Origin of the sequence: Streptomyces sp. NPDC007808, from assembly GCF_042868655.1 — a bacterium.
Taxonomy (GTDB): Bacteria; Actinomycetota; Actinomycetes; order Streptomycetales; family Streptomycetaceae; genus Streptomyces.
Genome location: NZ_JBIAEQ010000002.1, coordinates 964,365 through 975,064 on the forward strand (window position 1 = coordinate 964,365; position 10,700 = coordinate 975,064).

The 10,700-nt window shown below is 72.4% G+C and carries 10 protein-coding genes; 7 read left to right on the forward strand and 3 right to left on the reverse strand.

Going from position 1 to position 10,700, the window contains the following annotated elements; translation table 11 throughout:
• Positions 1 to 254: 254 nt before the first annotated feature.
• Genes ACFYNL_RS10615 through ACFYNL_RS10625 form a run of 3 tightly spaced genes read left to right on the forward strand, consistent with a single transcriptional unit; the run spans position 255 to position 3,393 of the window.
• A complete protein-coding gene (locus tag ACFYNL_RS10615) occupies positions 255 to 1,412 on the forward strand; it encodes a Gfo/Idh/MocA family protein (RefSeq protein ID WP_388799837.1) in 1,158 nt (385 codons plus the stop codon).
• Positions 1,409 to 2,560, forward strand: coding sequence for a dihydrodipicolinate synthase family protein (locus tag ACFYNL_RS10620; RefSeq protein ID WP_388799840.1), 1,152 nt, complete (start codon positions 1,409 to 1,411; stop codon positions 2,558 to 2,560). The genes ACFYNL_RS10615 and ACFYNL_RS10620 overlap by 4 nt, the downstream gene beginning before the upstream one ends.
• A 32-nt stretch (positions 2,561 to 2,592) precedes the next feature.
• Positions 2,593 to 3,393: a sugar phosphate isomerase/epimerase family protein gene (locus ACFYNL_RS10625; RefSeq protein ID WP_388800607.1), complete on the forward strand. Its 801-nt coding sequence runs from the start codon at positions 2,593 to 2,595 to the stop codon at positions 3,391 to 3,393.
• A 101-nt stretch (positions 3,394 to 3,494) separates the two neighbouring features.
• Here the strand turns inward: ACFYNL_RS10625 and ACFYNL_RS10630 are convergent, their stop codons facing one another.
• Positions 3,495 to 4,073, reverse strand: coding sequence for a TetR/AcrR family transcriptional regulator (locus ACFYNL_RS10630; RefSeq protein WP_388799843.1), 579 nt, complete (start codon positions 4,071 to 4,073; stop codon positions 3,495 to 3,497).
• Positions 4,074 to 4,323: 250 nt separating this feature from the next.
• Between ACFYNL_RS10630 and ACFYNL_RS10635 the strand changes: the two genes are divergently transcribed.
• Positions 4,324 to 4,932 (forward strand): dihydrofolate reductase family protein, encoded by a 609-nt coding sequence (locus ACFYNL_RS10635; protein ID WP_388799851.1) that lies wholly within the window; start codon positions 4,324 to 4,326, stop codon positions 4,930 to 4,932.
• Positions 4,933 to 5,114: 182 nt separating this feature from the next.
• On the forward strand, positions 5,115 to 5,915 hold the full coding sequence (locus ACFYNL_RS10640; RefSeq protein WP_388799854.1) for a sugar phosphate isomerase/epimerase family protein: 801 nt from the start codon (positions 5,115 to 5,117) through the stop codon (positions 5,913 to 5,915).
• Positions 5,916 to 5,932: 17 nt separating this feature from the next.
• Here the strand turns inward: ACFYNL_RS10640 and aroA are convergent, their stop codons facing one another.
• Positions 5,933 to 7,171, reverse strand: coding sequence for a 3-phosphoshikimate 1-carboxyvinyltransferase (gene aroA / locus ACFYNL_RS10645; protein WP_388799857.1), 1,239 nt, complete (start codon positions 7,169 to 7,171; stop codon positions 5,933 to 5,935).
• A gap of 413 nt (positions 7,172 to 7,584) precedes the next feature.
• On the opposite strand from aroA, the gene ACFYNL_RS10650 reads away from it, so the two are divergent.
• Together ACFYNL_RS10650 and ACFYNL_RS10655 are read left to right on the forward strand one after the other, a co-directional pair.
• A complete protein-coding gene (locus ACFYNL_RS10650; RefSeq protein WP_388799860.1) occupies positions 7,585 to 9,435 on the forward strand; it encodes a glycoside hydrolase family 3 protein in 1,851 nt (616 codons plus the stop codon).
• Between the two features lie 147 nt (positions 9,436 to 9,582).
• Complete coding sequence (locus ACFYNL_RS10655; RefSeq protein WP_388799863.1) at positions 9,583 to 10,251, forward strand: hypothetical protein; 669 nt, start codon at positions 9,583 to 9,585, stop codon at positions 10,249 to 10,251.
• An 18-nt stretch (positions 10,252 to 10,269) separates the two neighbouring features.
• Here ACFYNL_RS10655 and ACFYNL_RS10660 read toward each other — a convergent pair whose 3' ends face one another.
• Positions 10,270 to 10,659 (reverse strand): hypothetical protein, encoded by a 390-nt coding sequence (locus ACFYNL_RS10660; RefSeq protein ID WP_388799866.1) that lies wholly within the window; start codon positions 10,657 to 10,659, stop codon positions 10,270 to 10,272.
• Positions 10,660 to 10,700 lie beyond the last annotated feature (41 nt).

A 10,700-nucleotide genomic window follows, 5' to 3' on the forward strand; every position in this document is an offset into this window, starting at 1 on the left:
CGCATCTTGTCGAACCACCTCGTACGTGCTCGTAGACAGGCCACCGCGGCCCGCGGTTCCAGGTATGTCGAGCTGACCTTAAGGCCATAACCCCCCTGTTGTTCGTCCCCTCGAACAACTCAGGCTGGTCACGGTCTTGTCCGGACCGCTGCACAGAGGCTAGCTTCTCCTTGTATAGAAAGCGCTTGCTGTAACGCTCACCAGTTGGAGGACAGGGCGTACGCGGCGCAGACCCCGCGTACGAAGGGAATGACGTGACACGCAAGACGGTGCGTATCGCCATGAACGGTGTCACCGGGCGCATGGGCTACCGCCAGCACCTGGTCCGCTCCATCCTGGCCATCCGCGAGCAGGGTGGCCTCGACCTCGGCGACGGCACCGTGCTGTGGCCGGAGCCGATCCTGGTCGGCCGCCGCGAGCACGCCCTGAAGGCGCTCGCCGAGCGGCACGGCCTGGACCCGGAGAACATCTCGACCGACCTGGACGCGGTCCTCGCCGACCCGAGCGTCGAGATCTACTTCGATGCCCAGGTCACCTCCGCCCGCGAGGAGGCGATCAGGAAGGCGGTCGCCGCGGGCAAGCACGTCTACACCGAGAAGCCGACGGCGACGGGTCTTCAGGGCGCCCTGGAGCTCGCCCGGCTCGCGAACGAGGCCGGCATCAAGCACGGCGTCGTCCAGGACAAGCTCTTCCTGCCGGGCCTGCTCAAGCTGAAGCGGCTCATCGACGGCGGCTTCTTCGGACGCATCCTCTCGGTGCGCGGCGAGTTCGGCTACTGGGTCTTCGAGGGCGACTGGCAGGCCGCCCAGCGCCCGTCCTGGAACTACCGGGCAGAGGACGGCGGTGGCATCGTCGTCGACATGTTCCCGCACTGGGAGTACGTCCTGCACGAGCTGTTCGGGCGGGTGAAGTCCGTCCAGGCCGTCGCCACCACCCACATCCCGCAGCGCTGGGACGAGAACGGCAAGCCCTACGACGCCACCGCCGACGACGCCGCGTACGGCGTCTTCGAGCTGGAGGGCGGCGCCATCGCACAGATCAACTCCAGCTGGGCCGTCCGCGTCAACCGCGACGAGCTCGTCGAGTTCCAGGTGGACGGCACGGAGGGCTCCGCGGTCGCGGGTCTGCGCAACTGCCGCGTCCAGCACCGCTCGCTCACCCCGAAGCCGGTGTGGAACCCGGACATCCCGGCCACCTACTCCTTCCGCGACCAGTGGCAGGAGGTCCCCGACAACGACGAGTTCGACAACGGCTTCAAGGCCCAGTGGGAGCTGTTCCTCAAGCACGTCTACGCCGATGCCCCTTACCACTGGGACCTGCTCGCCGGCGCCCGCGGCGTCCAACTCGCCGAGCTGGGCCTGAGGTCCTCGGCCGAGGGCCGCCGTCTCGACGTACCGGAGATCCAGCCGTGACCATCCGACTGCCCGACTCCCGGGGCGGCCTGCGGGCGTACGAGCCGCGCACCGAGCCGCTCGCGCTCACCCCGGGCGCCCCCTTCACCTCCCGTACGGTCTTCTCCGCGGCCCACGTGGTCGCCGACCCGTACGCCGACGTGTCGCCCGACTCGCCCGCCGCCGTCGACTGGGACGCCACCCTCGCCTTCCGCCGGCACCTGTGGTCCCACGGGCTCGGCGTCGCGGAGGCCATGGACACCGCCCAGCGCGGGATGGGCCTGGACTGGGCCGGGGCCGCGGAGCTGATCCGCCGGTCCGCCGCCGAGGCCAGGGCGGTCGGCGGCCGCATCGCCTGTGGCGTCGGCACCGACCAGATCGCCGCCGGCTCGCTCGCCGAGGTCCGCGCCGCCTACGAGGAGCAGCTCGCCGTCGTCGAGGAGAGCGGGGCGCAGGCGATCCTGATGGCCTCGCGCGCGCTCGCCGCGGCCGCCTCCGGCCCCGAGGACTACCTGGAGGTCTACGGGCACCTGCTCCGCCAGGCCGCCGAGCCGGTGGTCCTGCACTGGCTGGGCCCGATGTTCGACCCGGCGCTGGAGGGCTACTGGGGCTCGTCCGACCTGGACGCGGCCACGGACACCTTCCTGGAGGTCATCGCCGCGCACCCCGACAAGGTGGACGGCATCAAGGTGTCGCTGCTGGACGCGCAGCGCGAGATCGACCTGCGGCGCAGGCTGCCGCAGGGGGTGCGCTGCTACACGGGCGACGACTTCAACTACCCCGAACTGATCGCGGGCGACGAGAAGGGCTTCAGCCACGCCCTGCTCGGCATCTTCGACCCGCTGGGGCCGCTGGCGGCCGAGGCGGTGCGGGTGCTGGACACGGGGGACGTGCCCGGCTTCCGCGCCCTCCTCGACCCCACGGTGGAGCTGTCCCGCCATCTCTTCCAGGCACCGACCCGCTTCTACAAGACGGGCGTGGTCTTCCTGGCTTGGCTGGCCGGCCACCAGTCGCACTTCACGATGGTCGGCGGCCTGCAGTCGGCCCGCTCCCTGCCGCACTTCGCGCGCGCCTACGAACTCGCCGACGGCCTCGGCCTGTTCCCGGACCCCAAGCTGGCCGAGGAGCGGATGCGCAACCTGCTCGCCCTGTACGGAGTGGCCCAGTGAGCACCGGACTCGAACGCTTCTCCATCAACCAGATGACGGTCAAGCAGCTGTCGCTGCCGGAACTGGCCGACGCGTGCGGGCAGTTGGGCATCTCGAACGTCGGCCTGTGGCGCGAGCCCGTCCAGTCCTACGGCCTGGAGGCGACGGCCAAGCTGGTCCGCGACGCCGGGCTGACGGTCACCACCCTGTGCCGCGGCGGCTTCCTCACGGCGATCGACCCGAGGGAGCGGGCCGCTGCGCTGGACGACAACCGCCGGGCGGTCGACGAGGCGGCGACGCTGGGCACCGACGTCCTGGTGCTGGTGTCCGGTGGGCTGCCCGCCGGCTCCAGGGACCTGCACGGCGCGCGGGAGCGGATCGCGGACGCCCTGGGCGAGTTGGGCCCGTACGCCGAGGAGCGCGGCGTGAAGCTGGCGATCGAGCCGCTGCACCCGATGTACGCCTCCGACCGCTGCGTGGTGTCGACCCTGGCCCAGGCCCTGGACCTCGCGGAACGCTTCCCTGCCCACCAGGTCGGCGTCACCGTGGACACGTACCACATCTGGTGGGACGACACCGCGCCCGCGCAGATCGCACGGGCGGGCGCGGGCGGCCGTATCCACACCTTCCAGCTCGCCGACTGGACGACTCCGCTGCCGCAGGGCGTGCTCACCGGGCGCGGTCAGATCGGGGACGGGGCGATCGACATGCGGGAGTGGAAGGCGTACGTGGAGACGGCCGGGTACGCCGGGGCCATCGAGGTCGAGCTGTTCAACGAGGGCCTGTGGGCCCGGGACGGCCACGAGGTGCTGGCGGAGACCGCGGAGCGGTTCGTGGAGCACGTGATCCGGTGAGAACACGGGCGCGACCGGCACCTCACCGGCCGCGCCCCACCCGGGTGCCGGACGCGGACCGGGCGCGGGGGTCGTGGCCGCGGGACGGGACTGTGCGGCGGCTACTCCGCTGCCACGATCCGCTCGACGGCCGCCCTGACCAACTGCTCCCGCTCCGCCGCCGAGAAGACGTCCGGCAGGGTGAGCTGCTCGACGATCAGCCAGTTCAGGGTCAGCATGAGCAGTTTGACGGCCATGGTGTCGCCGGGGAGGCCGGAGGACTCGTGGTAGGCGACGTTGGCGTCGACGTCGGCGCGGACCCGCTCGGTGAGGACCTTGCGCAGGGCGGGGCGACGGGTCGCCTCCAGGCGGAGTTCGAGCAGCGCGAGATAGCCGGTGCGAAAGGCGGCCACGCGGTCGACCAGCTCCCGCATCAGCCCGACGTACGTCTCCCGGTCGCGGTCGGCCGACTCCAGGCGGGCGATCGTGGCCTCGTCGGGCTGGAGCCGCTCGTAGACGCGGGCGCCGGCCTGGGTGAGCAGGTCGTCGCGGCTGGCGAAGTAGTTGGAGGCGGTCCCGGCCGGGACGGCGGCCTCCTTGTCCACGGCCCGGAAGGTCAGACCGCGGGCGCCCTCACCCGCCAGCACCTCGATCGCGGCGTCGACGAGCGCGGCGCGTCGCTGGTCGTTCCGTCTGACCATGGGCGTTCACTCCCCCTGGGGTGCCGTCGGCACCACCGTTCGGACCACTACAGGGAGAGTACTACGCGTGGAGTTATCAGCAGTATCCGCGGTATCCGCGGTATCCGCGGTATCCGCGGTATCCGCGGTATCCGCGGAACGCCTACCGAATCCCTCGTTCCGCATATAGGACTGGCCTCACCGATGAGTTTCCGGCCGCGTCCCGGTCTCTCATGCGTCCTCACCCGAGCGAGACACAGGAGCGCCGGACATGCGCATCGTCATCACCGAGTTCATCAGCCTCGACGGCGTCGTCCAGGCCCCGGGCGGCCCCGAGGAGGACACCGACGGCGGCTTCGCGCACGGCGGCTGGTCGCACCCGTACTTCGACCCGGAGGTGCTCGGCGGCGCCTTCGACGCGGGGCTGGGGAGCGCCGAGGCGCTGCTGTACGGGCGGCGCACGTACCTGACGATGGCCGCCGCCTGGCCCGAGCGGGCCGGGGACCCGTTCGCCGACCGGCTGAACGCCCTCAAGAAGTACGTGGTGACCGACACGCTAACCGACGGCGAGCTGACCTGGAACAACACCACCCGCATCCCGGGCGGCGAGGCCGTCGCCCGGATCCGCGAGCTGCGCGAGAGCGAGGGCGGCGACCTGGCGATGATGGGCAGCCCCACCCTCGTGCGCACCCTCCTCCAGGAGGGCCTGGTCGACGAACTCCAGCTCGTCGTCATGCCGGTGCTGCTGGGCGGCGGCAAGTCGATCTTCCCGACGGACGGCGCCAAGCGGCCCTTCGAGCTGGTCTCCACCACCACCGCCAAGACCGGCGCCCAGGTCTGTGTCTACCGGCCCGCCACCGAGGGCCCGGACAGCGCCTGAGCTCGACCCCACCGGCGTCTGCGACCGAGCCCGGGCATCCGCGATCCTCGGGGCCGCGCGAGCGGCCCCGAGGGGAGTCTCCTGGGAAGACCACGGCCGTCCGGGACGTCCGGAGCGACACCGCCGGCATCCCGTCGCCGTACCCATGTGTGTCCCCGCGTTTCCCTGGCAAGGTGGAACCCATGAAACTGGCGTTCTCCACCCTCGGCGTCCCCGGTCTCCCCCTCCCCGACGTACTGCGGCTCGCGACCGTGCACGGCTTTCACGGTGTCGAGTTGCGCACGCACCCCGAGGAACCGGTGCACCTCGGCCTCTCCCCCGCTCAACGGGCCGACACGGTCGGCGAGTTCAAGGCGGCCGGCATCGAACTGCTGGGCCTGGCCGGGTACACCCGGGTCGCCGCGCCCGGTGACGACGCCCCCGTGATCGAGGAGATCCGCGCCCTCGTCGACCTGGCCCACGACCTCGGCACCGGCTTCGTCCGGGTGTTCCCCGGCGCCGACCCCGAGCAGAGTCCGCAGGAGGCCGACGCGATCGCCGCGCGGCGCCTCGGCACGGCCGCGCAGCACGCCGCCGACATGGGCGTACGGATCCTGCTGGAGACCCACGACTCGCACCGCACCGCGGCCGACGCGATCCGCGTCCTCGGCCTGGTCGGACACCGCCAAGTCGGCTCGCTGTGGGACGTCATGCACACCTGGCTGGGCGGCGAGCAGCCCTCGGAGAGCTACGCGGCCCTCGCCCCCCACCTCGGCTACGTCCAGGTCAAGGACATCGCCTCCGCCGACGACACGACCCCGCTCGTCCTCGGCACCGGTGTACTCCCGCTGGCGGAGTGCGTCGAGGTCCTCTCCCGGCACGGCTGGGACGGCTGGCTGTGCTGGGAGTACGAGAAGCGCTGGTACGAGAAGGCCGCCCCGCTCCCCGACCTGCTGGACGCGGGACGCGACCACCTCGCCCGTCTGCTCAACGACTCGGCGTAGCCCACCGGGGGCCGGCCTCACCACCGCGCGCTCAGCGCCCCGAACTCCTCGTGGAAGCCGGGGAAGGTCTTGCGCACGCACCCCGGGTCGTCGAAGGAGACACCCGGCGTCCTGAGCCCGGTCACCGCGAAGGACATGACGATGCGGTGGTCGCCGTAGGACTTGATCTCGGTGCCGGCCGGGCCGCCGGGGCCGGCCGGCAGGATCTCGATCCAGTCGGGGCCCGTCCGTGTCTCGACGCCGAGCCGCCGCAGGTTCTCCGCGCACGCCTCAAGCCGGTCGCACTCCTTCACCCGCGTGTTCGCCACGTCCTCGATCCGCACCGGCCCGGAGGCGAACGGCGCGATGGCCGCGAGGGTCGGCATGGTGTCGGAGATGTCCCGCATGTTGACGGTGAGGCCGTGCAGTTCGCCCGTCCCCCGCACGGTCGTGGCCGCGGCGCCCACCGACACCCGCGCGCCCATCCGCCGCAGTACGTCGACGAAGGCAAGGTCCCCCTGGAGCGCCCGTTCGCCCAGGCCGGGGACGGTCACCTCGCCGCCCGTGACAGCCGCCGCCGCGAAGAAGTAGCTCGCGGTCGAGGCGTCCGGCTCGATGGCGTAGGTGGTGGCGCGGTAGCCGCCCGGCGGGACCGTGTAGGTGTTGCCCTCCCGTCGCACCTCCACCCCGAAGGCCCGCATCATCGCGATCGTGATCTCTACGTACGGCACCGAGACCAGGTCGGTCACGGTGATCCGCAGGCCCTTGCGGGTCAGCGGCCCGAGCATCAGCAACGCCGTCAGGTACTGCGACGACTGGCCCGCGTCCAGCGTCACCTCCCCGCCCTCGACGCCGGCCGCCGCCACGGTCAGCGGATGGTGGCCGTCCCGCTCCTCGTGCCGCAGGTCCACGCCCAGGTCGCGCAGGGCGCGGGTCAGGGGCAGCAGGGGGCGGCGGCGCATCTGGGGCGAGGCGTCGAAACGGTAGGTGCCGTGGCCGGTGGCCGCCAGGGTGGGCAGGAAGCGGGCGGTGGTCGCGCCGTCGCGGCAGTGGACGTCCGCCTCGGCGACCGCCGGCCCCTGCGGGCGGCCGTCGACCTGCCAGGCGTCCGGGGTCCGGCCGACCCGGTAGCCGAGCCGGGTCAGGCCCTGCGCGAAGCCCTCCGTGTCGTCGGAGCGCAGCGGCCGTACGAGGGTGGTGACACCGTCGGCCGCGGCGGCCAGGAAGAGGGCGCGGGCGGTGATGGACTTGGAACCGGGGATGTCGACCAGGGGCATGCCGTCATGATCGCCCGAGGCCCGTCGCCCCTGCCGGGGCGTCCATGGGATGGACCGGCACCCGACCCTTGCGCGTCGCCCGTGCGTCACTTGCGCCCCGGGCGTCCCGACTTCGCCGATTCCGGCCATCCCCGGGAACCCGGCCCCCTCCCCGCTCGTCCAACCCGCGAGTTGCCGGAGAGTCACCGCGGTGCGGTGTCGGCCCTCGCTGCTGGCTGCGATCGCTGACCCACCCTCTCCGCCGTACCGCGGCCGGCAGCACGCCGTCATCGGCGCGCCCCCTCCAACTGCGCCGATGGCGGCCCCTTCACGCGCGGTGGTCGCGGCCCGTTCCCTTGACTGGCAGAAACTTCCCGGTTATTGGTGACTTCTCGGAAGTTTCCTTCAGCGCACCACCTCCGGAAGGAGCGCACGTGCCCGACTCCAGCACGGGAAGCATGGGAAACACCGCACCCCCTTCCAGACGTACGGTCCTCGCGGCCGGCGCCGGCCTCACCACCTCCCTGGCTCTGGGTGGCACCGCCCACGCCGACGCCACCACTGCCGACGACCGCGGACTGCGCGCCCTCGTCGCCCGGATGACGCTGCCGGAGAAGGTCGGCCAGCTCTTCGTGATGCGGGTCTACGGACACTCCGCGACCGCCCCCGACCAGGCCGACATCGACGCCAACCTCAGGGAGATCGGCGTCCGCACGGCAGCCGAACTGGTGAGCCGGTACCGGGTGGGCGGCATCATCTACTTCACCTGGGCGCACAACACCCGCGACCCCCACCAGATCGCCGATCTGTCGAACGGCATCCAGCGCGCCTCCCTCGCCCAGCCCCGCGGCCTGCCGGTGCTGATCTCCACCGACCAGGAGCACGGCATCGTCTGCCGCGTGGGCGAGCCCGCCACCCTCTTCCCCGGCGCCATGGCCGTCGGGGCCGGCGGCTCCCGCTCGGACGCCCGCACCCTCGGCCGGATCGCGGGCCGGGAACTGCGCGCGATGGGCATCCGGCAGAACTACTCCCCCGTGGCCGACGTGAACGTCAACCCGGCCAACCCGGTCATCGGCGTGCGCTCCTTCGGCGCCGAACCGGCTGCGGTGGCCGCCATGGTCGCCGCCGAGGTGAGCGGATACCAGCGCGGCCGGCAGGTCGCCGCCACCGCCAAGCACTTCCCGGGCCACGGGGACACGGCCGTCGACAGCCACTACGGCTTCCCGGTCATCACGCACACCCGTGAGCAGTGGGAGGCCCTGGACGCGCCGCCCTTCCGGGCCGCCGTGCGCGCCGGCATCGACTCGATCATGACCGCGCACATCATGGTCCCGGCACTGGACGACTCCGGCGATCCGGCCACCCTCTCCCGCCCGATCCTCACCGGCATCCTGCGTGAGGAACTGGGTTACGACGGCGTGGTGGTCACGGACTCCCTCGGCATGGAGGGCGTACGGACGAAGTACGGCGACGACCGCGTGCCCGTCCTCGCGCTCAAGGCGGGCGTGGACCAGCTCCTCAACCCGCCCTCGCTCGCGGTGGCCTGGAACGCGGTCCTCAAGGCCGTCCAGGACGGCGAGTTGACCGAGGCGCGACTCGATGAATCGATCCTGCGGATCCTGCGGCTGAAGGCGAGGCTGCGGCTGTTCGACGAGCCGTACGTCAGCCAGGGCGGGGTGGACCGCCACGTCGGCACCCCGTCCCACCTCAGGGCCGCCGATCGCATCGCCGACCGCACGACGACCCTGCTGGTCAATCAGGGGGCCCTGCTCCCGCTGTCCCGCCGCAGGCACCCCGAGCTCCTGGTGGTCGGGGCCGACCCGGCCTCCCCGTCCGGCACGACGGGCCCGCCGACCGGCGTCCTGGCCGCCGCCCTGACCGAGCTGGGCTTCACGGCCACCGCCCTGTCGACCGGTACGGCGCCCTCGGCGGCCACGATCGCGCGGGCCGTGGCGGCGGCCCGGGAGGCGGACGCGGTGGTGGTGGGCACGTACAACGTCACGGCGGGCAGTGCGCAGAAGACGCTGGTCGAGCACCTGCTGGCGACCGGGAGGCCGGTGGTCGCGGTCGCGATCCGCAACCCGTACGACGTGGCCCACCTGCCCGCCGTCCCCGCCTACCTGGCGTCCTACTCGTGGACCGACGTCGAACTGCGGGCCGCCGCGCGGGTGATCGCCGGCCGGGTGGCACCGCGCGGAAGGCTGCCGGTGCCGGTGCAGCGTGCCGACGATCCGACGCGGGTGCTGTATCCGACCGGCCACGGACTGTCGTACGGGCGCGGGTAGCAGGACGTGACGTAGCACCGCGGGCGTACCGCCCGTACGCCATATACCTGTCGGACTCACCCCCAACATACGCAAAGGACCCCGTACGCCTGGCGTGCGCCCGCTGCGGCGGGCCACGCTGGACGGGGGTGTACCGGGGGGAGTGCGATGCGCGGGAGCAAGGGCGTGGGGGTGGCGTGTGCCGTGCTGGCGCTGCTCGTCGCCTCGGTGACGGGATGCCAGGGCCCGGCGGGGCCGGCGCGGGAGGACGGCCGGCTGAGCGAGAGCACGAGCGCGAGCCGGGCGGGAACCGGGGACGGGCAGCGGGTGACGCCGACCCGGCCGGCCGGCTACGGCGCGGTGTTCCTCGGCGTCGACGAGTGCAGTTCCTTCGGGACGACGAGCTTCACCGAGGTGTCCTGCACCGGCGAGCGGGCGGCCGCGCGGGTCGTGGCCCGTCATGACGGCACGGTGGGCGACGGGCCGCCGTGCCCCGGCACCACGGACTTCGTCCTGCACATCAGCGAACAGAGCCGGACCTCCGACGAGGACGGCGACGGCGCCGTCCCGCAGGGCTACGCCTGCATGCGCAACCTGACCCCGCCCCACCCCGGCGACCCAGGCGGCGGAGGCGGCCCCCGCACGATCGTCGGCGACTGCGTCTACGACTTCGGCGACGGCCGGGTCCGCGAGACGTCCTGCGACGGCAAGGGCGAGCACAAGCCCCAGTACAAGGTCACCAAGGCCGTGGACAGGCGCCCGCAGTGCCCGGTGTCGACGGCCCTGTACGTCAGGCTGGGCGGCGAGAAGCCGGTGGGGTGTGCGCGGCCGGTGTGAGCGCCGACGCGGTACCGGTCAGCACAGGATCCACCCCTTGCTCACCGACCCCCGCCCCACCCTGCCCTCGACCCGCACACACCGCTGCCCGGCGTGCACCGTCACCGGCCCCGCCTGGTAGCGGTAGTGCCTCTGGTCCACGACGGGGTTGGCGCGGCGCGCCTGGACACTGACCATCATCCACTGCCTGCGGCCGGGGTCCTTGGCCTTGGTGATGGCGCAGACGTAGCCGCGCTTCTTGTAGACGTACAGCGTGCCGGTGGAGAACGGGTACGTCTTGACCTTGCGGCCCTCGCAGCGCGTGGGCGCGGCCTGCGCCTGGGCCGGCGCCGCGAGCGCGAGCAGTCCGGACGCGGTCAGCACCGCCAACCCGACCGCCAGTCGTCGGCGTATCGCACCTCTGTCCACTGTGTTGTCCTCCCCGTACCCCGGTCAACGAGCGTACTGGT